Origin of the sequence: Hutsoniella sourekii ATCC 700629, assembly GCF_000518205.1 — a bacterium.
Taxonomy (GTDB): domain Bacteria; phylum Bacillota; class Bacilli; order Lactobacillales; family Aerococcaceae; genus Hutsoniella; species Hutsoniella sourekii.
In genome coordinates this window covers 91477-115396 of sequence record NZ_JADD01000004.1, presented here as the reverse complement: position 1 = coordinate 115396, position 23920 = coordinate 91477, and the positions used below count along the sequence as shown (strand labels likewise).

The 23920-nt window shown below is 42.4% G+C and carries 24 protein-coding genes; 19 read left to right on the top strand and 5 right to left on the bottom strand.

The genetic code is table 11. The features are described 5' to 3' along the window. The first annotated feature begins 8 nt into the window (after positions 1 to 8). The 13 genes from T408_RS0101205 (at position 9) to purB (ending at position 13404) form a co-directional block, all read left to right on the top strand. Complete coding sequence (locus tag T408_RS0101205; RefSeq protein ID WP_028118326.1) at positions 9 to 383, top strand: RidA family protein; 375 nt, start codon at positions 9 to 11, stop codon at positions 381 to 383. A gap of 303 nt (positions 384 to 686) precedes the next feature. Beyond that, positions 687 to 1172: a 5-(carboxyamino)imidazole ribonucleotide mutase gene (gene purE, locus T408_RS0101200; RefSeq protein ID WP_028118325.1), complete on the top strand. Its 486-nt coding sequence runs from the start codon at positions 687 to 689 to the stop codon at positions 1170 to 1172. Continuing rightward, the gene (gene purK, locus T408_RS0101195) at positions 1156 to 2292 is read left to right on the top strand and encodes a 5-(carboxyamino)imidazole ribonucleotide synthase (protein WP_028118324.1); all 1137 of its coding nucleotides are present in this window, start codon (positions 1156 to 1158) and stop codon (positions 2290 to 2292) included. The genes purE and purK overlap by 17 nt, the downstream gene beginning before the upstream one ends. A gap of 2 nt (positions 2293 to 2294) precedes the next feature. After that, a complete protein-coding gene (gene purC / locus T408_RS0101190) occupies positions 2295 to 3011 on the top strand; it encodes a phosphoribosylaminoimidazolesuccinocarboxamide synthase (RefSeq protein ID WP_028118323.1) in 717 nt (238 codons plus the stop codon). Between the two features lie 12 nt (positions 3012 to 3023). After that, on the top strand, positions 3024 to 3269 hold the full coding sequence (gene purS / locus T408_RS0101185; protein ID WP_028118322.1) for a phosphoribosylformylglycinamidine synthase subunit PurS: 246 nt from the start codon (positions 3024 to 3026) through the stop codon (positions 3267 to 3269). Between the two features lies 1 nt (position 3270). Beyond that, a complete protein-coding gene (gene purQ / locus T408_RS0101180) occupies positions 3271 to 3954 on the top strand; it encodes a phosphoribosylformylglycinamidine synthase subunit PurQ (protein WP_028118321.1) in 684 nt (227 codons plus the stop codon). Further along, positions 3954 to 6182 carry a phosphoribosylformylglycinamidine synthase subunit PurL gene (gene purL, locus T408_RS0101175; RefSeq protein ID WP_028118320.1) on the top strand — a complete coding sequence of 743 codons (2229 nt, stop codon included), beginning with the start codon at positions 3954 to 3956 and terminating at the stop codon, positions 6180 to 6182. Before purQ ends, purL begins: the two co-directional genes overlap by 1 nt. A gap of 29 nt (positions 6183 to 6211) precedes the next feature. After that, the gene (gene purF / locus T408_RS0101170) at positions 6212 to 7663 is read left to right on the top strand and encodes an amidophosphoribosyltransferase (RefSeq protein WP_028118319.1); all 1452 of its coding nucleotides are present in this window, start codon (positions 6212 to 6214) and stop codon (positions 7661 to 7663) included. Next, entirely contained in the window at positions 7656 to 8693 is a 1038-nt protein-coding gene (gene purM, locus T408_RS0101165) for a phosphoribosylformylglycinamidine cyclo-ligase (protein ID WP_028118318.1), read from the top strand. Before purF ends, purM begins: the two co-directional genes overlap by 8 nt. A 10-nt stretch (positions 8694 to 8703) precedes the next feature. Further along, positions 8704 to 9267, top strand: a complete 564-nt coding sequence (gene purN, locus T408_RS0101160; RefSeq protein ID WP_028118317.1) for a phosphoribosylglycinamide formyltransferase — start codon at positions 8704 to 8706, stop codon at positions 9265 to 9267. 1 nt (position 9268) lies between these two features. After that, the gene (purH, locus tag T408_RS0101155) at positions 9269 to 10822 is read left to right on the top strand and encodes a bifunctional phosphoribosylaminoimidazolecarboxamide formyltransferase/IMP cyclohydrolase (RefSeq protein ID WP_028118316.1); all 1554 of its coding nucleotides are present in this window, start codon (positions 9269 to 9271) and stop codon (positions 10820 to 10822) included. Between the two features lie 9 nt (positions 10823 to 10831). Beyond that, on the top strand, positions 10832 to 12115 hold the full coding sequence (gene purD, locus T408_RS0101150) for a phosphoribosylamine--glycine ligase (protein ID WP_028118315.1): 1284 nt from the start codon (positions 10832 to 10834) through the stop codon (positions 12113 to 12115). Beyond that, positions 12112 to 13404 (top strand): adenylosuccinate lyase, encoded by a 1293-nt coding sequence (gene purB / locus T408_RS0101145; RefSeq protein ID WP_028118314.1) that lies wholly within the window; start codon positions 12112 to 12114, stop codon positions 13402 to 13404. Before purD ends, purB begins: the two co-directional genes overlap by 4 nt. 107 nt (positions 13405 to 13511) lie before the next feature. Here purB and T408_RS0101140 read toward each other — a convergent pair whose 3' ends face one another. Genes T408_RS0101140 through T408_RS0101120 form a run of 5 tightly spaced genes read right to left on the bottom strand, consistent with a single transcriptional unit; the run spans position 13512 to position 17707 of the window. Continuing rightward, positions 13512 to 14276, bottom strand: coding sequence for a serine aminopeptidase domain-containing protein (locus T408_RS0101140; RefSeq protein WP_028118313.1), 765 nt, complete (start codon positions 14274 to 14276; stop codon positions 13512 to 13514). A gap of 13 nt (positions 14277 to 14289) precedes the next feature. Continuing rightward, a complete protein-coding gene (locus T408_RS0101135) occupies positions 14290 to 14952 on the bottom strand; it encodes an ABC transporter permease (protein ID WP_028118312.1) in 663 nt (220 codons plus the stop codon). Continuing rightward, complete coding sequence (locus T408_RS0101130; RefSeq protein WP_028118311.1) at positions 14945 to 15907, bottom strand: osmoprotectant ABC transporter substrate-binding protein; 963 nt, start codon at positions 15905 to 15907, stop codon at positions 14945 to 14947. The genes T408_RS0101135 and T408_RS0101130 overlap by 8 nt, the downstream gene beginning before the upstream one ends. Further along, the gene (locus tag T408_RS0101125) at positions 15900 to 16544 is read right to left on the bottom strand and encodes an ABC transporter permease (RefSeq protein ID WP_028118310.1); all 645 of its coding nucleotides are present in this window, start codon (positions 16542 to 16544) and stop codon (positions 15900 to 15902) included. Before T408_RS0101125 ends, T408_RS0101130 begins: the two co-directional genes overlap by 8 nt. Before the next feature lie 2 nt (positions 16545 to 16546). After that, positions 16547 to 17707, bottom strand: a complete 1161-nt coding sequence (locus tag T408_RS0101120; protein WP_028118309.1) for an ABC transporter ATP-binding protein — start codon at positions 17705 to 17707, stop codon at positions 16547 to 16549. Between the two features lie 216 nt (positions 17708 to 17923). Here T408_RS0101120 and T408_RS0101115 point away from each other — a divergent pair, with 216 nt between their 5' ends. The 6 genes from T408_RS0101115 to recO are packed head-to-tail and all read left to right on the top strand — an operon-like array spanning position 17924 to position 23814. Next, on the top strand, positions 17924 to 18895 hold the full coding sequence (locus T408_RS0101115) for a PhoH family protein (protein ID WP_035419688.1): 972 nt from the start codon (positions 17924 to 17926) through the stop codon (positions 18893 to 18895). Between the two features lie 35 nt (positions 18896 to 18930). Continuing rightward, positions 18931 to 21162 (top strand): HD family phosphohydrolase, encoded by a 2232-nt coding sequence (locus tag T408_RS0101110; protein WP_028118307.1) that lies wholly within the window; start codon positions 18931 to 18933, stop codon positions 21160 to 21162. Between the two features lie 12 nt (positions 21163 to 21174). Continuing rightward, the gene (gene ybeY / locus T408_RS0101105; RefSeq protein WP_028118306.1) at positions 21175 to 21657 is read left to right on the top strand and encodes an rRNA maturation RNase YbeY; all 483 of its coding nucleotides are present in this window, start codon (positions 21175 to 21177) and stop codon (positions 21655 to 21657) included. After that, a complete protein-coding gene (locus T408_RS0101100) occupies positions 21641 to 22015 on the top strand; it encodes a diacylglycerol kinase family protein (protein WP_028118305.1) in 375 nt (124 codons plus the stop codon). The genes ybeY and T408_RS0101100 overlap by 17 nt, the downstream gene beginning before the upstream one ends. 28 nt (positions 22016 to 22043) lie before the next feature. Further along, complete coding sequence (era, locus tag T408_RS0101095; protein ID WP_028118304.1) at positions 22044 to 22949, top strand: GTPase Era; 906 nt, start codon at positions 22044 to 22046, stop codon at positions 22947 to 22949. A gap of 37 nt (positions 22950 to 22986) precedes the next feature. Beyond that, the gene (recO, locus tag T408_RS10435; protein ID WP_051444707.1) at positions 22987 to 23814 is read left to right on the top strand and encodes a DNA repair protein RecO; all 828 of its coding nucleotides are present in this window, start codon (positions 22987 to 22989) and stop codon (positions 23812 to 23814) included. The last annotated feature ends 106 nt before the right edge of the window (positions 23815 to 23920 follow it).

The following is a 23920-nucleotide window of genomic DNA, read 5'->3' as shown; positions in this document are numbered from 1 at the left end:
AAATAAAAATGAAAAAAGCTATTCAAACAAATCAAGCGCCTGCAGCAGTGGGACCTTATAGTCAAGCCATTGAAACCGACCAATTACTATATGTTTCAGGCCAGTTAGGTCTGATTCCCGAAAGTGGTGAAATGGCAGAGAGATTAGCAGAGCAAACCAAACAATCCTTTGCTAATATCAAGGCGATTCTCCAAGAAGCTGGCCTTTCAATGAATGATATTGTTAAAGTAACCGTCCTCTTAACTGATATTAATGATTTTGCTGAAGTAAATGCAATTTACGAAGAGCAATTTTCAGAACCATTTCCAGCTCGGTCTGCATTTGCAGTTCGTGATCTACCTAAGGGTGGTTTGATTGAGATTGAAGTGATTGCTTGTAAGTAATCAATAAATAATAAAATAATATTATATTATTCACATCAATATCAAGGTAGTACTAATTCATAGCTAAAATAATTAAATTCGACTCTGTAATTAAGAGATTATTTTTGGACGAACGTAAATGTTCGTCTTTTTTTGTTTTTTAAATATAGTTTAAGCATAAAATATAGCTAATTTCGGAGTGAAATAAAATAACACCTCAATTACACGAACAATAAAATAAAAAATAAAATAATTGTCTGATATTTTAAGTATATCTTGTGAAATATGTGTTATATTATGACCCTAAAGGAAAGGGGTTATGTAATGGCGGATGTTGCAGTAATCATGGGGTCTAAGTCAGATTGGCCCACGATGGTTGAAGCCTGTCGTATCTTGGATGAATTCAAAGTTTCTTATGTCAAGAGAGTTATTTCGGCCCATCGGATGCCGGATGAAATGTTCGGATTTAGTGAATCAGCTAGAGAGAATCAGTTAAAGGTTATTATTGCTGGAGCGGGTGGGGCGGCTCATCTGCCGGGGATGGTAGCCTCAAAGACTACGCTTCCTGTCATTGGAGTTCCAGTTCAATCAAGGGCTCTGAGTGGTCTTGATTCCTTGCTATCCATTGTTCAAATGCCTGGAGGCATACCTGTTGCTACGACGGCTATTGGTCAATCAGGAGCTAAGAATGCGGCTCTATTAGCGGTTCAAATCTTGAGTATCTATGATAAACAATTAGCTAAACAATTGGACCTTTACCGACAAGATCTAAAGCGAGCTTCAATAGAAAGCAGTGATCAACTTGATTAAAACAATCTTACCCGGTCAAACCATCGGCATTATTGGCGGGGGTCAATTGGGTCAAATGCTAGCACTCGCTGCCAAAGAAATGGGCTATCAAGTAGGTGTGCTCGATCCTACTCCCCATTGTTCAGCTAGTCAAGTCAGTGATTTTCATATTGAGTCTTCCTATGATGATCAAGAGGCACTGGATGAACTGGCACGTCGCAGTGATGTGATTACCTTTGAGTTTGAAAATATTGATCTTCAAGGATTAAAGTCCCTAGAAACTAATTCATATCTTCCTCAAGGCATCGAATTATTGGCTAAGACTCAAGATCGTCTAATAGAAAAACAATTTATTCAAGAAGCCGGGGCTGAAGTCGCTAACTATTACGCGATTGACACTATTCAAGATTTGCGAAATGCTCTAGCGGAAGTTGGATTTCCAGCTGTCTTAAAGACCAGACGCTTTGGCTATGACGGTAAGGGGCAAGTTGTCCTCCGGTCACCCAATAATCTTGACTCAGCTCAGAGCTTAATTGACAGTCAAGCCTGTATTCTGGAAGCTTGGGTGGATTATGCATTGGAGATATCCGTAATGGCAGTAGGGAGCCCAAGAGGTGACCTAGTGACCTTCCCAGTGGCTGAAAATATTCACCAAGATAATATTTTATTTCAATCGATTGTTCCAGCTAGGATCGAATCTGATCTGTACGCCGAAGCCCAAAGCCTAGCTAGAAAAATTGCTCAAGCTGGGCAACTCGTTGGTAGTTTGGGTATTGAAATGTTTGTAACTAAAGAGGGACAAATACTAATCAATGAATTAGCTCCACGCCCTCACAATAGTGGTCATTATACGATTGAAGCCTGTGACTTCTCGCAATTTGATCTCCATATTCGTTCGATTTGCAACTTACCTATCCATGAACCTGAATTACTTAAGCCAGCCTTAATGGTTAATATACTAGGGCAAGATTTAAAGGCTGTTTTGGATGCTAGTCCTAGTCAGCCGAGTTGGCATCTAAATCTGTATGGTAAGGGCGAGAGTAAAATTAATCGCAAAATGGGGCATGTGACGCTATTAAGCCAAGATCTTGAACAATCACTCCAAGAAGTATCATCAAGTCAAATATGGAAGCGAGGCTAGCAATGGCAAACAATAAACGAATCTATTCAGGCAAGGCTAAAGATATTTATGAGACAGACCAAGCGGGAGTCTTATTAATGGTTTACAAGAACCAAGCAACTGCTGGAAACGGTGCTAAGAAAGAAGAAATAGCCGGCAAAGGTGTTTTAAACCAAGCCATTACCAACAAGATATTCACTTATCTGGCCCAAAACGGTATCCCGACTCATCTGATCAAAGACTTAGGTCAAGGACAAGAACTTGTCAAACAACTAACTATGTTTCCCTTAGAAGTGGTCTGTCGTAACTATGCCGCAGGAAGCCTGGTAAAGCGGTTAGGAGTTGAAAAGGGGAGCCCTATTAAAGGGGGGATGGTCGAATACTTTTATAAGCGGGATGATTTAAATGATCCTTTCGTTAATGAAGCCAATATTTACTTTCTTGAAGCCGCAAATCCTGAACAATTAAAAGTAATTAATGACTTAACCCTAGCAGTCAACCAGTTATTAATTCAATTGTTTCATAAGGCAGGCTTGAGGTTGGTGGATTTTAAGTTGGAATTTGGTGAAACGGCTGATGGAGAGATTGTATTGGCGGATGAATTTTCCCCTGACAATGCCCGTCTCTGGGATGAGAAAACCTTGGCTAGTTTTGATAAGGATATTTTCCGCAATGATCAAGGGAATATTATTCCATTCTATCAAGAAGTATTGAATCGATTAGTAGAAGTTTTAGGATAATGGAGGAATACGATGTATAAAGTAGAAATTTTTGTCACTTACAAAGAATCAATCTTAGACCCTCAAGGTGAAGCGATTAAGGATGCTGTTAATCAAATGGGGTATCAAGCCGTGGAAAGTATTCGCCAAGGAAAATACTTTGAACTGGAAGTAAATAATGAAGTGGAAGATGTTGAAGCCTTAGTTGAAGCCATCTGCGACCAATTACTAGCTAATGTGACCATGGAAACTTACCGCTATACCATTAAGGAGGCATAAGATGAAATTTGCAGTGATTCAATTTCCAGGATCTAATTGCGATCATGATATGTATCATGCTATTCGGGACATCTTACAAGAAGATGTAGAATATGTTTCTTCAACTGCCACTAGTTTAGAAGGATTTGATGCGGTGATGATTCCTGGAGGCTTCTCTTATGGAGATTACTTACGCTCAGGTGCCATTGCTCGTTTTGCGCCAATTATGGAAGCAGTCAAAGAATTTGCTGCTTCTGGCAAGCTGGTCTTGGGTACTTGTAATGGCTTTCAGATTTTATGTGAAGCCGGTCTGCTACCTGGAGCCTTTCTACGAAATAAGGATTTGCTCTTTGTGTGTAAGCAACAAGACTTGCGGGTCGTCAACAATCAAACCCCTTTTACTAAGCACTTTGACTCAGGGGAGACAATAACTCTACCTATTGCTCATGGAGAAGGTAATTATTACTGTAATGACGATACTTTAGAAGAACTAAAAGCCAACCAGCAAATTGTCTTTACCTATCAAGGCGACAACCCCAATGGTTCCTTAGCTAATATTGCTGGTATTACCAATAAAGCGGGAAATGTCATAGGACTGATGCCCCATCCTGAAAGAGCAGTTGAAGCCTTAATCGGAGGTAAAGATGGGTTGAAAGTTTTTGAATCCATTCGCGATGAGTATCAAAACTTAGGAGGACAAGCTTAATGGCGACACGTGAACTAACAGCTCAAGAAATTCTAGACAAAAAGGTTTACCGAGAGTGGGGACTCACGGACGACGAATATGATTTAATTCGCAATGATATTTTAGGTCGTTTGCCTAATTTTACGGAAACAGGACTATTCTCAGTTATGTGGAGTGAACATTGCTCTTACAAGAATACCAAGCCGATCTTGAGAACTTTCCCATCTGAGGGAGACCATATCTTGCAAGGGCCAGGTGAGGGGGCTGGGATTGTGGATATCGGTGATGGCCAAGCTGTTGTCTTTAAGGCTGAGAGTCACAACCACCCTTCAGCGGTTGAACCTTATGAAGGAGCAGCGACCGGTGTAGGTGGTATTATCCGCGACATCTTTAGTATGGGTGCTCGTCCGATCGCTATTTTGGATTCCTTACGTTTTGCTGAATTAGATGATGATCGGACCAAATATCTACTCAAAGAAGTAGTCAATGGAATTGCAGGCTATGGGAATTGTATTGGGATTCCAACCGTTGGTGGTGAAATTGCCTTTAATGACTGTTATCAAGGCAATCCGCTCGTCAATGCCATGTGCGTTGGTTTAATGGATCATAAGGATATTCAAAAGGGACAAGCGGCTGGTATCGGCAACTCGATTTTATATGTTGGAGCCAAGACTGGTCGTGATGGTATTCATGGAGCTACCTTTGCCAGTGCGGAATTCAGTGATGAAAATGAAAGCCAACGGTCGGCGATTCAAGTCGGCGACCCCTTCATGGAAAAACTGTTGATGGAAGCATGTCTAGAAGTTATCCAAACTTGCCAAGAAGATTTAGTAGGTATCCAAGACATGGGAGCAGCCGGACTGGTTTCTTCTAGTTCTGAAATGGCCTCTAAAGCGGGAACTGGCTTAATTTTGAATTTAGACTTAGTGCCTCAACGAGAAACAGAAATGATTCCTTATGAAATGATGTTATCTGAATCGCAAGAACGCATGCTTCTTTGTGTGAAGGCTGGACGTGAAGATAAGATTAAGGCGATCTTTGCCAAGTATAATTTAGAAGCTGTGATAATTGGGGAAGTCACTGACGATGCTAGATATCGTCTTTATTTTAAGGGAGAAGAAGTAGCTAACGTACCTGTTGATGCCTTAGCTGAATCAGCCCCAGAATATGTCAGAGAGCAGAAGAAACCGCAACGACTTGAACAGGCAGATCCCAAGCAATACCAGCCAGTCTTTAATGACGCCAAGGCAACCTTAGAAGCCCTACTTCAACAAGCAACCATCGCATCTAAAAAGTCCATCTATCAAACCTATGACTCCATGGTTCAAACTTCCACAGTAGTAGGACCAGGTAGTGATGCAGCAGTTGTTCGTGTTAGAGGAACTAATAAGGCATTAGCAATGACAACTGATTGTAATGCACGTTATATCTATCTAGATCCTAAGCTAGGAGGTCAGATGGCAGTTAGTGAAGCGGCTCGAAATATTGTTGCTAGTGGTGGTCAACCTCTAGCCATTACAGACTGCTTGAACTATGGAAGCCCAGAAGATCCTGAAATATTCTATGAGTTGGCTCAGTCTGTCCAAGGTATTAGCCAAGCCTGCTTGAAGCTTGAGACACCAGTTATTTCAGGGAATGTCTCATTATACAATGAGAGTAATGAAGAAGCCATCTATCCAACACCCGTGATTGGTATGGTGGGATTAATTGAAGACCTTGACCATGTTACAAGCCAATTTGCCCAGGGCATTGGTGATCTCATCTACTTGATTGGCCAAACCTCAGAAGCCTTTAATGGGTCTGAATTACAATATTTAGAAACAGGGACCGTATCCGGCCAACTATTTGACTTTGACCTCGATCAAGAAAAGACTAACCAGGATACAGTTCTTCAGGCCATTAGACAAGGGTACATCAAGTCTGCCCATGATATCAGTGAAGGTGGTCTAGCAGTTGCTCTAGCAGAAAAAGTTTTTTCAACTGATTTTGGATTAGATGTTGCCTACCGTGGACCGATACGCCAAGTCTTTAGTGAAGATCAATCACGATTCCTAGTGACTGTCAGTCCAGAACAAAAGGAGAAGTTTGAAGCTACATTCGGCGAGGTCTTCCAATTGCTAGGTAAGGTGACAGCTAATGGCATCTACCGCCTTCAGGCTGAAGATGATCTTATCGAAGCGCCTGTCAAAGAATTAGAAGAACTATGGGAAGGGGCCCTTCAGTGTCAACTCGAAGTCAAGAAGAAATAATTAAAGAAGGAGACCTGTACTCCCTCTATATCGACAAAGAATCTTATGATTTACCTCACGAAGAATGTGGTCTAATAGGTGTCTGGAATCATCCAGAAGCCTCTAGGCTCGTCTTCTACGGCTTGATGGCCTTACAACATCGCGGTCAAGAAGGAGCAGGGATTGCCTGTCTTCAAGCAGATGGGCGGATGAAGGAGATTCGAGACCTTGGTTTGGTAAGTGAAATTTTTAGAAGGGAAGAACAATTTGACTATTTAAGTGGATCTTCCGCCTTAGGTCATGTTCGCTACGCCACAGCAGGTGACCATTCAATCGAAAATATTCAGCCATTCCTATTCCACTTTACTCAAGCGGACTATGCCTTGGCCCATAATGGAAATTTAGTTAATGGCTTAAGTTTAAAGCAAGAACTAGAAGAACAGGGATCTATCTTTAGAGCCACTTCCGATAGCGAGATTTTAATGCATTTAATCCGGAATAGTAGGCAGGCAACCTTTATGGAGCGTTTAAAGGAATCCTTAAATAAGATTAAAGGTGGTTTTACCTACATTTTACTAACAGAAGAAGGATTGATTGGTGCTTGTGATAGCAATGGTTTTCGTCCCTTAGTTGTTGGAGAAATAGCCGACGGTTCCTACGTTATGGCTAGTGAATCTTGCGCTCTAGATCAAGTCGGAGCCAGCTATTTATTTGATGTCCAGCCAGGTGAAGTGGTGGTTATTAATGAATCTGGTATTGATCGTTCTTATTATACCGAAGATCATCAACAGGCCATTTGTTCGATGGAATATATTTATTTTGCTCGACCGGATTCAACCATCCATGACATTAATGTCCATACCGCTCGTAAGCAATGTGGCATCCTACTGGCTCAAGAAGCTCCTGCACCTACTGCTGATCTAGTGGTCGGAGTTCCTAATTCATCACTTTCAGCCGCATCGGGCTACGCTGAAGCGAGTGGCTTACCCAACGAAATGGGCCTAGTGAAAAATCAATATGTCGGCAGGACCTTTATTCAACCCACGCAAGCCGAACGTGAGCGGGGTGTTAGAATGAAACTTTCGGCAGTATCCAAACTCATTAGTGGCAAGAGTGTCGTCATGGTTGATGATTCCATTGTCAGAGGTACAACTTCCAAACGTATTGTCACTTTGTTAAGAGAGGCAGGCGCTCGTGAGGTGCATGTCCGCATAGCAAGTCCCGCTTTAAAGTATCCATGTTTTTATGGGATTGATATTTCAAATACGCAAGACTTGATTGCAGCTAATCATAGTGTTGAGGAAATTCGCGAAATTATCGGGGCTGATTCTTTAGCCTTTCTGAGTGAAGATGGTTTGATGGATGGAATTGGCTTAAATTTACCCGCTCCCTATGGTGGCTTATGTATGGCCTACTTCAATGGAGACTATCCAACGGGTCTATATGATTATGAAGCAGAATATTTAGCTTCCCTTAAGGAAATGGAGGAAAAGAATGGTTAATGCCTATCAGCAAGCAGGGGTCAGCGTTGAGGCGGGCTACGAGTCCGTCCAACGTATCAAAAAGCATGTTGCCACTACCCATCGTCCAGAAGTCTTGAGTGATCTGGGAGGATTTGGAGCGGCCTTTAGCTTGGAAAGTCTTAACTACCAAGAACCAGTCTTGATTTCAGGAACAGATGGCGTCGGGACTAAACTCATGTTAGCAATCGAAGCGCAAACTTATGATCAAATTGGCATCGACTGTGTCGCGATGTGCGCTAATGACATTTTAGCTCAAGGGGCCCAGCCCTTATTTTTCTTAGATTATTTAGCTGTTGGAAAAAACGACCCTGAAGTGGTAGAAGCGATCGTCAAGGGGGTTTGTGAAGGTTGTCGGCAGGCTGGAATGGCCTTAATTGGTGGGGAAACAGCAGAAATGCCTGGTGTATACCGTCAAGAGGACTTTGACTTGGCTGGGTTTGCGGTTGGGATAGCGGAACGGAGTCAACTCATTGATCAAGAATCAGTTAAGGCAGGGGATATCCTCTTAGGGCTTCCTTCTTCAGGTATTCACTCTAATGGTTATTCTTTAGTACGGAAGATATTTTTCCAGGATCATTCATTTAAATTAGATCAAGTAGTTGAAGAATTGCCCTTGGTTGCTAATTTAGGAGAGGAATTATTGAAGCCTACTCGTATCTATGTTCAAGCTTTAACTCCGCTCATTAAAGCAGGCCTTGTTAACGGGATTGCCCACATCACCGGTGGTGGCTTTGTAGAAAATATTCCGCGCATGTTGCCTGATGGCCTATCCGCAGTGATTGAAGATGGATCATGGCCGGTTTTAGATGTCTTTAAATTGATTGCTAAATATGGTCAAATCTCCAATAAAGAGATGTATGAAATATTTAATATGGGAATTGGGATGGTGTTAGCAGTGAGTCCTGAGAACTTGGATGCCGCGATGGAGCTTTTAGGGGAATCCAATCATACAAGCTATCCGATTGGTCAAGTGGTCGATCACTTAGGTCATGACATTGAGATAGGCTAGGGGGGAATTCATGCGTTGTGCTATTTTTGCATCTGGTAATGGGTCTAATTTTCAAGCCTTAGCTGAAGCTTTTAGCGACGATCAGTCTGCTATTGAGATAGCCTTCTTATTTTGCGACCAAGCAGCGGGTTATGTCCTAGAGAGAGCCAAGCATTTGGGAATTCAGTCCTACCACTTTACACCAAAAGACTTTGCCAGTCGTCAAGCCTATGAAGAAGCCCTTGTAGACTTATGTCAGAAAGAAGCGATTGACTATATAATTCTAGCTGGATATATGCGGATTATTCATGAGCCATTATTGGAAGCTTATCCCTTAAGAATCATTAATATCCATCCTTCGCTTTTGCCAGATTTTCCGGGTCGCCAGGGCATTCGAGATGCCTATCAAGCAGGGGTAGAGGAGACGGGAGTAACGATTCACTACGTCGATGAGGGGATTGATACTGGACAGATTATTGCTCAAGAAAAGTTGCCTATCCTTCCAGGGGAATCTCTGGAAGAATTAGAGACGCGTATTCACCGAATCGAACACCAATTATATCCGCAAGTTATTAAAGAATTGAAAGGAAGATAAGATGCCTAGAGCTCTAATTAGTGTTTCAAATAAAGAAGGAATTGTTGAATTTGCTCGTTTTCTGCAAGAACAGGGAATCGAGATTATCTCAACCGGTGGTACCCTTGCCTGTCTAGAAGAGGCAGGAATTGATGTTCTAGCCGTTGAAGCAGTCACCGAATTTCCAGAAATCTTAGATGGTCGAGTTAAAACTCTTCATCCGAAAATCCATGGCGGTCTATTGGCTAGACGTGATCTTCCAGCTCACATGGAAGCTATCGCTAGTCACGGAATTGAAGCGATTGATTATGTGGTTGTTAACTTGTATCCTTTCAAGGAAACTTTGCAAACCCCAGAGGTTAGCCATACAGAATTAATCGAGCAAATTGATATTGGTGGTCCTTCTATGATTCGAAGTGCTGCCAAGAATTATGCGAGTGTCACTGTTATTTGTGATCCAGCTGATTATTCAAAAGTGCAAGCAGAAATCGAAAGCCAAGGAGCAACAAGTCTAGACTTAAGGGCCAAATTAGCAGCTAAAGTCTTCCGTCAAACCGCTCAATATGATGCCCTAATTGCGCAATATTTGACCGAACAAGTCCATGAGGAACAGCCAGAATCACTAACCTTGACTTACCAGCTAAAACAAGAATTACGATACGGCGAGAATAGCCACCAAGCTGCCAGCTTCTATCAAGAACTCTTACCAGCTCCTTACAGCTTGGTTGAAGCTAAGCAACTCCAAGGCAAGGAACTATCCTATAACAATATTAAGGATGCTGATGCTGCTTTGAGAATTATCGCTGAGTTTGATGAGCCTACGGCTGTGGCTCTTAAGCACATGAATCCTTGCGGAGTTGGTCGTGCTAGTACGATTGAAGAAGCCTTTGAACGTTGCTTCCAGGCAGATTCTCAATCCATCTATGGGGGGATTGTCGTCTTTAATCAGCCAGTAACACTGGCTTTAGCTGAAGCGTTGAAGCCTATTTTCCTAGAGATTATTATTGCCCCTCACTTTGACGAGGAGGCCCTAGCTATTCTCTCTAAGAAAAAGAATTTACGGTTGCTTGAATTGCCTCACTTCGACAAGAAACCGGAAGCAAGTAAAGAATATGTTTCTGTTATGGGAGGGCTATTAGTCCAGGACCAGGATATCCCGCAAGCGGTAGATGCCAGCAGCTGGCCTGCTATGGGTAAGGTTGAAGCCAAGGATGACCAAGCTCAAGCCTTAGAATTAGCCTGGAAGGTCGTCAAGCACGTTAAGTCCAATGCGATTGTAGTAGCAAATTCAGTCCAAACCTTAGGAATCGGGGCAGGGCAGATGAACCGTGTCGGTGCCGCTCATCTAGCGGTAGAACAAGCTTTAGCCAATCCACATGGCTTAGATAAGACGCAGCTGGTCTTAGCTAGTGATGCTTACTTACCAATGGCAGATACGGCTGAATATGCTGTTAGCCAAGGTATTCAGGCCATTGTTCAACCTTCTGGTTCCATCCATGATGAGGATTCAATTAAGGTAGTGGATCAAGTGGGCATTCCAATGGTCAAGACAGGTATTCGTCACTTCAGACATTAGGAGGACATAATGAAGATATTAGTAATAGGTTCAGGGGGGCGTGAACATGCCTTAGCCCGGAAATTCATGAAAGATCCTATGGTCACTGAGGTTTACTGCGCACCTGGTAATCCTGGAATGGTCAGTGATGGCATCAAGTGCCTGGATATATCTATTCAAGAGATTGAAGACTTGATAGCATGGGCTCAAAAAAATAAAATCGCTTGGACTTTTGTAGGGCCTGAAGAAGCCCTATTTAATGGGATCGTCGACCAATTTAGACAAGCAGGCCTTAAAGTCTTTGGCCCTAGTCAAGAGGCAGCTCAATTGGAATCCTCCAAAAAATTTGCTAAGGAATTACTCCTCCAAAACCAGATACCAACAGCAGAATTCAAGAGTTTTAACCAGCTTGATCAAGCGATATCTTATCTAGAAAAACAAAGCTTTCCTCTGGTAATCAAAGCGGATGGTCCGGCAGCTGGTAAAGGGGTTATTATTGCCAAAGATTTTGAAGAAGGCCAAAAAGCCTTGCAGGAGATTCTATCTGACCACCGCTTTGGCGATCAAGCGGCAGTGGTGATTGAAGAGTGTCTAACTGGACCAGAATTTTCATTTTTTAGTTTAGTAGGCGCCGGGCAGACCTTACATCTACCAACGGCTCAAGATCATAAGCGAGCCTACGACCATGATTTAGGACCTAATACGGGAGGGATGGGGGCCTACGCTCCGGTGCCCTTTGTCAGTGATAGCTTGTATCAAGAGGTTATAGAGACTATTGTAAAGCCCACACTAGAAGCAATGATTAAAGCTGGTATTCCCTACACTGGGGTCTTATACACTGGTCTCATGTTAACTGAGGATGGTCCCAAGGTTATTGAATTTAATACCCGGTTTGGTGATCCTGAAACCCAAGTATTGATGGAGTTAGTGGCAGATGATTTTGCTCAAGTGATAGGTAATTTATTGGCCAATAAACCGACTCAGATTCATCTTAAGAGTGATCAGGCCAGTGCCTTAGGAGTGGTTCTGGCTGCGGAAGGTTATCCCAATCAAGCTATCCAAGGTAGTGTATTAGATTCCTTGGTTAGTAGTAAACCTGATTCGGTCCAATTATTAATGGCAGGGGTGACTGACAAGGACCAGTCCCTGGTTTCTCAGGGCGGACGAATTCTGATGGCAGTATCAACTGCTGATGATTTAAGTCAAGCCTACCATGACGTCTATACTTATTTGGATAGTCATCCGGTAGCTCATACCTTCTACCGTCATGACATCGGAGCACAAGCGATTGTAAAGGAGGAGATAGCTCAATGATCCCACGATATTCAAGACCAGAAATGCAAGAGATTTGGTCCGATCAGAATCGTTACCAATCCTGGTTGGAAGTTGAAATCTTAGCGGCTGAAGCATGGTCAGAGCTAGGCGAGATTCCAAAGGAAGATGTTGTCAAGATTCGGCAAAAGGCTAAGTTTGACGTTGACCGAATTCTTGAAATTGAAGAAGAAACTCGTCATGATGTAGTAGCCTTCACCCGCTGTGTGTCAGAATCTCTAGGAGAAGAACGCAAATGGGTCCACTATGGTCTGACATCAACGGATGTGGTTGATACAGCACAAGGTTATCAACTCAAGCAAGCTAATGATATTATACGGCAAGATTTAGCTTGGTTTAAGGATATCCTTAAGGCTAAGGCTCAAAAATATAAATATACCGTTTGTATGGGTAGAACTCACGGTGTTCACGCTGAACCAACAACCTTTGGTTTAAAAATGGCTCGTTATTATAGTGATCTTTTAAGACAAATTGAACGTTTCGAGCATGCTGCCAAAGGGGTTGAAGCGGGGAAGATCTCTGGGGCGGTGGGAACATTCGCTAATGTACCTACTCAAGTAGAAGCTTATGTATGCCAGCATCTAGGAATACGGGCCCAGGACATTTCCACTCAAGTCCTACCCCGTGACCTTCACTGTGAATATATTAATAGCCTAGCTCTTATTGCCTCAAGCATTGAAAATATAGCCTTAGAAATCCGACACCTACAAAAGTCAGAAACACGAGAGTTAGAGGAGGCTTTTGCTAGAGGGCAAAAAGGATCCTCAGCTATGCCTCATAAGCGCAATCCAATCTCCAGTGAAAATGTAACCGGACTAGCTCGGGTGATCAGAGGCCATGTCATCACTGCTTACGAGAATATTCCGCTCTGGCATGAACGTGATATCAGTCACTCCAGTGCTGAACGAATCATCTTATCTGATACAACGATTCTTATCAATTACATGATTCGTCGCTTTGGTCAAGTTATAGAGAATTTGACGGTTTTTCCAGAGAATATGCTACGCAACATGCAAGCGACTCATGGTCTGATCTACAGTCAGCGACTCTTACTTAAACTGGTTGATCATGACTTGTCTCGTGAAGAAGCTTATGATCTAGTTCAGCCACTCACAGCCAAATCTTGGGATCAGCAAAGAGACTTCCGTCAATTGGTTGAAGCCGATACTGAAATCACTAATCGACTGAGCCCTGAAGCCATAGAGGACGCCTTCGACTACCATTATCATCTAAGTCGCGTGGATGAAATCTTTGATCGGTTGGAACTTTAACAACTGCTAAATATATACACGAAAAAACGTTAATTAACCTAACCTTCCCAAGTTAGACTCAGAGGAAAGGGAGGGGTTAATTAACGTTTTTTGTTGGATTCGCTTACTTAAGTTAAGTGAAGGTGTTTAGCCAAGTAATTGACGGATGCTTGAATGATCTCAAAAGGCACCCAGTGGTCTTGGTCTTCCCAGTAAATAAAGGCTACATGTGGATAATCTTGCTTGACCTGGTCCATTAATTGACAGTTGATTGAAGCATCAATCCAATCATCCGCGCCCCCATTATAGACAAATAATGGAAGCCCTTCTAATTGACTTAAATGATTAGACAGCTGAGAAGATTGGATCTCATCTAAGCAGTCTTGGATCAAATGGCGATCCACTTCACTTAAATTCTGACCTCTGGGTCCATTAACTAGCTCACCTAGCTGTTGACTGACATCTAAGCTAGCAATATATTGAATGGCTCCGCTTAATACTTGGCCGTACTGACCAGCAATTAAGCTGACTGTTAAACCTCCCATTGAAGTTCCAAATATTGAAAGTCGGTCTAGAGAAAATTGTTCTTCAATGGCCTGCTTCAACTTAGGAAATTCATGTAAATTGCCAAGTAAGGTCTCGGGTAATTGTGAACTTGTTTGCGTAATCTCTTTCTGGTTATCCTTGCGGCGACCGTGATGAGGAGCATCCGGTAAGACGACCTTGAAGCCGGCTCTAGCAAAAGCAATCGCCTGGGTGAGGATGGATTCTTTGACATTAGTCCAACCATGGTAACCAATAATCCAATCATTGGAAGAAGCTAATTGGGGGGCTTGAACTAATAAACAAGGAATATCTGCTAAGCTTATTTCATCGATCGTTATTTGACACATTTGATCACTCCTTTTAATGACTTCTTGGTAGGAATTGTTTTTCAACCTTGCCCAATAACCAATCGGCGGTTATGGACATCAAGGCAATTGGAATCACACCCGCGATAATAATCGAACTAGCGTCTGAAGCATTAATTCCTCTTGTTAAAACAGACCCGAGTCCCCCAGCACCAACAAAGGTACCAATAGTCGCAATACCAATAGCCGTAATAAAAGCAGTTCTCAATCCGCCCATAATAACCGGCATGGCTAGGGGGAGTTCTACTTTTCTGATTACTTGCCACTTGGTCATCCCCATTCCTCGTCCCACATCAATCAAATCAGCGGGCACGCTATTAACACCGGCTACGGTATTACGTAGGATAGGCAAGAGTGAATACAAGAATATTGTTAAGACTACCAAGTTGCTTCCTAATCCCATCACTAACATGACGACAGATAATAAGGCAAGCGAAGGAACCGTTTGGATGACATTGGCTAGGCCGATGACATACTGGGCAAGTTTAGGTCTTTTGGCGATATAGAAACCTAGGGGTACAGCCAAAAGGGCAGAAAATAGCGTTCCGTAAACGGCCATCAAAAGATGTTGGATAAACTGAGCGATTAGATAGGCGGTATTTTCTTCATAGTATTGTAAAATCTGTTGAATTAAAGATAATTGAGTCATATCAGTCAAGGTTATCTAACTCCTTTCGCACCGGTTCAAGGTAAGGCTCCTTGTCTTCAAAATAATTATTCTTGATCAACCATTCGCGAGCGACTGTCGCTGGTTCCAATAAATAATTATCAGCCGTAAAGTTCAGTCGCTGCATATCTTCATTAGAAATCTCACCAATGAGTTTACTTAAAATAGCGTCTAACTCTGGGTATCTTTCTAAGATCTGGTAAGAGGCGACCGGGCTAGCATCGTAGGGCGGGAAGAGGTCTCGGTCATCTTCAAGAACCACTAGGTCTTCAGAGATAATACGACCATCAGTTGAATAACCTAAGACCACGTCCACTTCTTGATTGGCAATAGCCGTATAAACTAAGCCAATAACCATCGGATAGAGATTATCGAAACCAAAGCCATAGGTATCGATGAAACCCTGATAGCCATCGCCAGGACGGTGGATCCAAGAATTATCGACACCTACTCTTATATGCTGGGCATAGGGTTCCAGGTCACTGACCTTACTTAGACCTTTTTCCTCGGCATCTTGCCTTCTAACCATAAAGGCATAGGTATTGGCAAAACCATAAGATGGGTAGAACTTCTGTTGGAAGCGATTAGCGAAACCTTCAACTACTGTTTTAAAGGCTTTGTCGGTATCACTGGTTGCAGGAAGCCCTAACTCCCCAGTTAAACTAGTACCTGTATAGCGGACCGAGGCAATGTTAGCATCGCCATTGAGCATGGCCGCATGACTCATGCTGGAAGAACCCATATTGGTTACGTGATTAACACGGGTTGGAATGTAATGTTCAATTAAGTACTTGTTGATATATCCCATAATTTCAGCTTCTGTTGATCCCAAACTAACGACCGATATTTGGTCGCCACTTCCGCCACTGGCTAAGCCGGGCAATTGACAAGCGCTCAGGCTTAGCACACTGACTAAGAGAATCAGCAGTCGAACGAGCTTATTCATAAGATCCCTCCTGAGAATGAAGTTTAGGTTGACTCCATGTTTCTAAGCGAGCCATCAAGAAGTCTACTAATAATGCCAGGCAAGTGACCGGGATGGTTCCTCCTAAGATCAGGTCGGGTCTAAACAAGTTCAACCCATTGAAGATCATCTCGCCTAGACCGCCACCGCCGATATAAGCAGCGAGCGTGGTCCATGCGATAACATAGACTGCAGATAGCCGAACACCGGCCATAATAACCGGAATGGCCAAGGGAACTTGGACCTTCCAAATGACTTGTTGGCGGGTCATGCCCATGCCCTTAGCCGCATCGAGCGTATTAGCGTCTACCGACTGCATTCCGAGGTAAGTATTTCTTAAGATTGGCATCAAGGCATAGAGACAGAGGGCGATGATGGCAGGTAACTTACCCACCCCAAAAAAGGGAATCATCAAGGCCAACAAGGCGAGAGTTGGAATTGTTTGAAGAATGGAAACAAAGTTGATCACTTTTTCTGCTAAATTGGGCCATCTCGTTAATAAGATGCCGGCAGGTATAGCAATCAGACAGGCAATACATAGAGCCGTTAATGACAAGACAATGTGTTCGATTAATAATCTTAGAATCTCATTGAAGTGATTAGTCAAAAATGCAGCCAAAACTAATCGCCTCCTTGATCTAACTTATCAAGTAAGGCTTCTGGGTCATCGCCCCAGACAGTCTCATAAACGAGATTCACTAAGCTGGTACGCGTGACCAGTCCAGTGAGTTGGCCACGATCATTAACCACCGGCACATTTACTTGGGCGCCCTTTAGAATGGGTTGTAATATGTTTTGCAGTAACATGTTTTCTTTCACCAGTGGAATATCACGGTTCATTACTTCATTAACAGACTGACTAATGCTATTAGCATTTGTAATATCTTGGACCGCTATTCTACCTAAGAGGCGCTGGTTGTCATCAATAACAAAAAGGCTGTCCACCCGGTTATCGCGCATGGATTTTAAAGCGGCCTGTAAAGTTTTGTTAGGGGTAATGGTCAAGGGGTTAGGGTTCATGATTTCCTTAACCTTAAGCGCATGAGTCTTGGCCTGTAGGACCCGGTCCTCGCCTAAGAATTGACGAACATAGTCATTTGCTGGTGACTGAATAATATTTTCAGGCGTATCGTATTGAATCAGTTTCCCATGGTGCCAGATGGCAATCCGATCGGCTAATTCCAAGGCTTCATCCATGTCGTGGGTGACAAATACGAAGGTCGCTTTGGTTTCTTTTTGCAAATCTTTAACCAAATGCTGTAAAGAAGTTCGTGTCAAAGGATCCAGGGCGCCAAAGGGTTCATCCATCAAGACAATCTTAGGATTAGCCGCTAGAGCACGAATAACCCCGATACGTTGTTGCTGGCCGCCAGATAACTCTGCGGGATATCGCTTCAAGTAATCTTCGTCCAACTCCACCCGGTTGATGAGTTCTTTGGCTAAGCGTTGACACTCGTTTTCACTGGTTCCTAAAAGCCGAGGAACAGTGACGATATTATCGTAGATCGTCATATGCGGCATGAGACCGATTTGCTGAATCACATAGCCAATCTGACGCCTTAGTTCTACTGCATTCATGCTGGTGGTAGCTTTGCCATTGATCAATATTTGTCCAGAGCTTGGGTCATGCATCCGGTTGATCATCCTTAAGGCAGTCGTCTTACCGGATCCAGACCGACCAATAAAGCAGACAAATTCACCTTCCTTTATTTCAAAGCTAGTCTCTTCAATCGCAACCACTTGGCCGGGATATACTTTAGAGACTCGATCAAATTCAATCATAAGCTAGATCACTATCCTTTCGATTTTCTAAATTAGAAGAAAATGTGCTATTTTAATAGTATCAATAAAAGCGCTTAATGCCAAATCAATCCCTAGAGCTTATTCCATCTAATGTAAGAATTAGTAAAGGGGAGTGAATCTGGTTTAAATTTAGGCGATAATATGCTAAAGTATGCTTTAAGAAAGTATCTAAAACTATACAAAGGAGCGTCACATTTGAACGATAAACAATTAGTTAGTCAACAGGTCATTGTAACGAATCCAGACTGGTTAATGGTTCTATTGGGTAGCCATGATAAGAATGTGCCTTTATTTGAAGAGAATCTGGACGTTAAGATTACCAATAGGGGTGAAGTGATCACCTTAACTGGAGCGCCTGAGGCAGTTGATTTGACTAAGGACCTAATGAACCAATTGGTTCAATTGCTTCAAGCGGGGATGACCATTAAGACCATGGACATCATGACTGGCATTAAGATGGCTCAAGAAGGGACACTTGATCATTTTCAAAGTCTTTATGATGAAATAATTGGTCGAACCAACGAAGGGGTAGCTGTACGGGCTAAGAACTTCGGACAACTCAAGTATACGCGTGCAGTCAAGCATCACGACGTTGTCTTTGGCATTGGACCGGCAGGAACTGGTAAGACTTTCTTGGCTGTTGTGATGGCTGTTCAAGCTATGCGCGAAGGGAAGGTTAAGCGGATCATTCTAACTCGTCCGGCCGTTGAAGCAGGGGAGAACTTAGGATTTCTTCCTGGTGACTTGAAAGAAAAAGTGGATCCTTATTTACGTCCAATTTATGACGCCCTCTATACAATCTATGGTCGTGACCATACTGAACGATTGATTGAACGTGGTTTAATTGAAATTGCACCACTAGCCTACATGAGAGGGCGGACCTTGGATGATGCTTTTGTCATCTTGGATGAAGCCCAAAATACCACCGTCGCTCAAATGAAGATGTTTTTGACGCGGTTAGGTTTTGGCTCTAAGATGATTGTTAATGGGGACGCGACTCAAATTGACCTTCCTCGAGGGGTTAAATCAGGTTTAATTGATGCTCAAGCTAAGCTTAGAGGAATTGCTCGGATTGAATTTGTGACTTTTGACGAATTTGATGTCGTTCGTCATCCAGTGGTGGCTGATATTATACGTGCTTATGGTCGCAGTGAGTCAGATCAGTAACTAATCAGCATTCAATACTTAAAGGAGGGGATAAGATGAAGCAAATGTTGGCTAGACTTCAAGGACCCAAAGCGAAAATTTACTTTTATTTAGTTTTATTAGCGCTAACGCTTGTCTTATTCCTGACAGGTTATACCAGTGTCCAACCACAAAAGCATGACTTCAAAATCAACCGAGTCTCGGACACGACGATCCAAGCTCCTAGTACGATCGTTGATGAGAGGGCGACAGAAGCCGCTCAAAAAAGAGCTAGAGAAGCTGTTCCCGCAGCATACCTTTATCAACCAAAGATTCGCGACCACCAACTTGACTTACTGAGTCAGCTGTCAACCATTATTAGTGACATAAGAAAAAATAAATATTCAACTGAAGATCTTGAAGCGATGATTGAAAGTTACCCAGAAATAACCACCTTCTTTGATCAAGTAACTTTTGATCAAGACCGGACCAAGATTCAAGAAGTTCCTTTTGGTCAACTCCAAAGAAATGAGCAGTTCTATGTTTATCTCTATGAAGTATTTAAGACCAGTGATGTCGACTTAATTCAATTCGGCACTTCGGTTAGGCGTGAAGATATTGCTTTTCTGATTCAAGTTAATGAAGAGATCTTCCAACAAACCATCAACGAACTGCAACAGTTACTTAACCAACATTTGGACAAGGAGTTAGAAGCGGGGGAGTTGGACCAATTATTTGATGAATTGGATTCAGAAATTGACCGTCGCAACTACCGCCAAGAACAAAAAGACACCATGAAAAGTCTCTTGCACCATCTGATTGTTCCCACAGTCGTCTATTCTCAGCAAGAGACCATTAAACGACAGGATGCGGCCGCTGAAGCTGTGCAACCAGTCTATATCCTTCAAGGTCAAATCATTGTTCAAGAGGGTTATATTATCGATGAACGGGCTATTTATCAGTTGGATTTATTTGGCTTGTTGGATTCAAGTTCAACGGTGATCAGTCTAGTTGTATTTATTGTCTTCCTGGTCTTGCATGCTGGCTTCTTAACGTTGCAATTCACTGACTTTTTCAAGTGGCAGGATAAGGATATTCCTATCGCTAACTATAATCTCACACTTTATAGTCTTGTAGTCGGTCTGGGCTATCTAGTCTTGAAAGGCTTTCAAATTATTGAGTTAAGTGGCTTCACTGAAGCGATGTTGGTTTTCCCGATTGGTTTGATAATTCTGTTATTATATCCTCATATTGGACATCTTTACACGCTCTTTGCCGTAATATCCTTTAACTTATTGAGTTTATTTCTTCTCTTCCGGATGGACCGGTCAGTGAGTTTGTACTTAACTTCTGCTGTTTATTTATTGTCTAGTTTGATTATTTTATTAATTATTCAAAAGCGGGAAGCCAAGCGTCGTCCCATTGACTTATATTTAGAAGCCTTGGCTTGGCATGGTTTGAGTGCCATTATATTGAGTGTGGTTTTGAATTTGAACTTGTTGGGAGACCAAGGCATTCGCAATGTTTCTCTTGTTATTATTGGTGTAAGTATTACCTTTATTATTTATTGGTTGGTTGATCCTCATTGGCGGTCCCTAGTTACTGAGAACGCTCCCTTAACCTTAAATCAGCTAGCCAACTTGAATAATCCACTCTTAAGGCATCTATTGAAGACCGCACCGGGCTCTTATAACCATTCGATGATGGTTGCCAACTTATCAGCCAATGCTGTTAACGAGATTGGTGGCAACGCCCTCTTAGCTCGGGTTGCCTCCTATTACCATGACATCGGTAAAACCCAGCACCCGCTCTTCTTCACTGAAAACGTGGGGGGAGATATGGAGTCTCCTCATACCATGATGACGCCCCTGGAGTCGGCTCGTATTATTATTGACCATGTCATTCAAGGCCATCAAATTCTAAGAGACAATCATATGCCTCAAAGTATCTTAGACATTTGTCAGCAGCATCATGGAACGACCTTGGTTAAATATTTTTATTACCAGGCTAGACAAGGGGAGAGCCCTGTGGATGAGTCGGATTTCCGCTATCCAGGCCCTAAGCCCCAGACCAAGGAAGCAGCGATTATAATGATTGCGGATTCTGTTGAAGCAGCTTCTCGCAGTCTGAAATCTTATACCAATGAATCAATTTTGAACTTAATTGAAAGTATTATCCAAGACAAGTTAGATGATGACCAGTTTTCTGATTGTCAGTTAACCGTTAATGAACTTAAAATCGTCAAAGAGTCGCTCTTTGAAAATGTTGTGGCCATGTTCCATACCCGCGTTGAGTACCCAAAAGATTAGAAGAGGTGTCAAATGGAGATTGAATTAATTGATGATCAACAATATCTACAATCCGAAGAAAAGCAAGTGATTTTGGATCTTATTCAACTAACAGCTGACCACTTAGGCTTGAATCATCAAGACGAAGTTGATGTGAGTATTGTCTCAAATGATGAAATTCAGCAATTAAATCGAGAGTATCGCCAAATAGACCGACCCACAGATGTGCTTAGCTTTGCCTTGGAAGAAGTGAGTGATGAATTCGACTTGAATTTATCTCATCTCTTAGATGAAGAGATGGAAGTGATTCGTCACCTAGGAGATATTATTATTTCCTATCCTAGAGCTCAAGAACAGGCTGATGATTATAATCATTCGCTCAAGCGTGAACTCGGTTTCCTAGCTGTCCATGGCTTCCTCCATCTAAATGGCTATGACCACCAGAATCCAGAACAAGAAGAAGAAATGTTCAGCCTACAAGAAAAGATATTGAGTGATTATGGACTGGTTCGTTAAAACTTGCCGAGATATTCAAGCAGCCTTTTCTTATGCCATAGAGGGGATCAGAACCTGCATTAAAGGAGAGCGGAATTTTCGGATCGAATTATTAGTGGCGGTTATTGTGATTAGTATGGGCTATTACTTTCAAGTCTCACGGATCGAATGGTTGCTATTAATTCTTTCGATTGGGATGGTCTTAGCTATGGAACTAGTTAATTCTGCCATCGAAAAAACGGTGGACTTGTATTGTAATAATACCCGCCACCCACTAGCTAAACAGGCCAAAGACATGGCTGCTGCCGCTGTCCTCGTTCTGTCTATTGCAGTGGCAATTGTGGGTGTCATTATTTTTGTTCCGTATGTGTTTTCTTAATCGTATAATTAGAGAGAATAGGTGAATAATGAAAGATAAGCATTTTAAATCAGGTTTTGTTGCCTTAATCGGGCGACCTAATGTGGGCAAATCTACCTTGCTCAATCGCTTAGTGGGTCAAAAAGTTGCCATCATGTCAGATAAGGCACAAACCACTAGAAATCGTATCCAGGCAGTCTATACAGATAATGAGTCACAAATTGTATTCTTGGACACTCCGGGCATCCATAAGCCCAAACATGCCCTTGGAGAATTCATGTTAAAGACTGCGTATTCATCGCTTCAAGGCGTGGACTGTGTACTAGTTTTAGTCAATGCCAGTGAAAAGATTGGTCCAGGCGACCGTTTTGTCATTGATCGCATTCGTAATAGTGAGGTACCGGTTTTCTTACTGATCAATAAGATTGACCTAGTGACACCAGATGAACTCTTGCCAATTATTCAATCTTATACAGAAGAATATGATTTTGACGAAATTTATCCGATATCCGCTACGGAAGGTAACAATGTTGATAACATGCTTGCTGGTATTAAGAATATTCTACCTGAAGGCCCCCAATACTACCCAACAGACCAGATCTCTGACCACCCTGAATACTTTATTGTCTCTGAATTTATTCGGGAGAAAATCCTTCATCTAACCCGAGAAGAAATTCCCCATTCTGTGGCTGTGCAAGTGGACCGGATGAAGCGGAACGAAGATGACAAAGTTGAGATCGATGCGACGATTATTGTTGAGCGTTCCAGCCAAAAGGGAATCATTATCGGTAAGGGCGGAGCCATGATCAAAAAGATTGGCAGCATGGCCCGACGTGATATCGAACAATTACTTGGCAATAAAGTTTATCTAAATCTTTGGGTAAAAGTACAAAAAGATTGGCGATCTAGACAAGCTCAGTTACAAGACTTGGGCTACAAGCCAGATGATTACTAATTAGGATACATATTCTAATAATTAAGGGGGTGTAAAGATGCCTGAACGTTTTGAGGGGATCCCTCTATTTACTCGGCCCCATCGAGATTATGATGGGCTAGTCAAGATCTTTACACCAGAATTTGGTACCAAGATGTTCTTTGTCAAAGGAATGCAACGTCCCTCTAATCGTTTGAAGCCCCAATTGCAACCCCTGACTATCAATCAATATATTGGAACGATTAATGAGACGGGGTTGTCCTTTATTCAAGAGGCGAATACCTTAGCTGGTAACTACTCTTTGAGAAGTGAATTAAAGAAGCAAGCATACGCGACTTATATTAGTCAACTAGTGGACGCTAGTTTAGAGGACAATGTGCCTCAGATACAGGTTTACCAAACCTTGAAGCAGGCATTAAAGCTTATTGAACAAGGCATTGAAGCCAGTGTGGTGTCTATTTATATGGAGTTATTTTTACTACCATTTTTTGGCATTTATTTTAACTGGCAGGCGTGTACTGTTTGTCGCGGGCAAGAGGGGCCCTTTGATATCTCTATTCGTCACCAAGGGATTCTGTGCGCCAAGCATTTCGGCCAAGATCCCTATCGTCTTCACCAGTCTGCTAAGACGACCCATTTAGCTATCCTCTTAGCTAATGCTAGTCTTGATCAGATTCACCAAGTTGACCTAGCTCCGCAAACGATTGGAGACTTACAAGAACTGACCGACCTGATTTACCGTGAATATGTCGGGATTCGTCTTCGGTCCAAGTCTTTTATCCAGCAGATGAAGACCGATCATTCTCTAACAGAGTCATTAATTCAAGCCCGAAACAAACATAACCATAAGAATAAGCAAGAAAATGATGGTGCCCACGCTGATTGAAGCCATTAGTTAATTAGACTAGCTAGGTTTTCAATTTCGTCAGGGATTAGATAACCATTTTCTTGCTTTTTTGCTATATTTTTAATGGCTAGTTAGATAATTATTT

Excerpts from the sequence above, each read along its gene's own strand:
- T408_RS0101205 (WP_028118326.1), top strand. The coding sequence starts at position 9 with ATGAAAAAAGCTATTCAAACAAATCAAGCGCCTGCAGCAGTGGGACCT.
- purE (WP_028118325.1), top strand. The coding sequence starts at position 687 with ATGGCGGATGTTGCAGTAATCATGGGGTCTAAGTCAGATTGGCCCACG.
- purC (WP_028118323.1), top strand. The coding sequence starts at position 2,295 with ATGGCAAACAATAAACGAATCTATTCAGGCAAGGCTAAAGATATTTAT.
- purS (WP_028118322.1), top strand. The coding sequence starts at position 3,024 with ATGTATAAAGTAGAAATTTTTGTCACTTACAAAGAATCAATCTTAGAC.
- purQ (WP_028118321.1), top strand. The coding sequence starts at position 3,271 with ATGAAATTTGCAGTGATTCAATTTCCAGGATCTAATTGCGATCATGAT.
- purL (WP_028118320.1), top strand. The coding sequence starts at position 3,954 with ATGGCGACACGTGAACTAACAGCTCAAGAAATTCTAGACAAAAAGGTT.
- purM (WP_028118318.1), top strand. The coding sequence starts at position 7,656 with ATGGTTAATGCCTATCAGCAAGCAGGGGTCAGCGTTGAGGCGGGCTAC.
- purN (WP_028118317.1), top strand. The coding sequence starts at position 8,704 with ATGCGTTGTGCTATTTTTGCATCTGGTAATGGGTCTAATTTTCAAGCC.
- purH (WP_028118316.1), top strand. The coding sequence starts at position 9,269 with ATGCCTAGAGCTCTAATTAGTGTTTCAAATAAAGAAGGAATTGTTGAA.
- purD (WP_028118315.1), top strand. The coding sequence starts at position 10,832 with ATGAAGATATTAGTAATAGGTTCAGGGGGGCGTGAACATGCCTTAGCC.
- purB (WP_028118314.1), top strand. The coding sequence starts at position 12,112 with ATGATCCCACGATATTCAAGACCAGAAATGCAAGAGATTTGGTCCGAT.
- T408_RS0101140 (WP_028118313.1), bottom strand. The coding sequence starts at position 14,276 with ATGTGTCAAATAACGATCGATGAAATAAGCTTAGCAGATATTCCTTGT.
- T408_RS0101130 (WP_028118311.1), bottom strand. The coding sequence starts at position 15,907 with ATGAATAAGCTCGTTCGACTGCTGATTCTCTTAGTCAGTGTGCTAAGC.
- T408_RS0101120 (WP_028118309.1), bottom strand. The coding sequence starts at position 17,707 with ATGATTGAATTTGATCGAGTCTCTAAAGTATATCCCGGCCAAGTGGTT.
- T408_RS0101110 (WP_028118307.1), top strand. The coding sequence starts at position 18,931 with ATGAAGCAAATGTTGGCTAGACTTCAAGGACCCAAAGCGAAAATTTAC.
- ybeY (WP_028118306.1), top strand. The coding sequence starts at position 21,175 with ATGGAGATTGAATTAATTGATGATCAACAATATCTACAATCCGAAGAA.
- T408_RS0101100 (WP_028118305.1), top strand. The coding sequence starts at position 21,641 with ATGGACTGGTTCGTTAAAACTTGCCGAGATATTCAAGCAGCCTTTTCT.
- era (WP_028118304.1), top strand. The coding sequence starts at position 22,044 with ATGAAAGATAAGCATTTTAAATCAGGTTTTGTTGCCTTAATCGGGCGA.
- recO (WP_051444707.1), top strand. The coding sequence starts at position 22,987 with ATGCCTGAACGTTTTGAGGGGATCCCTCTATTTACTCGGCCCCATCGA.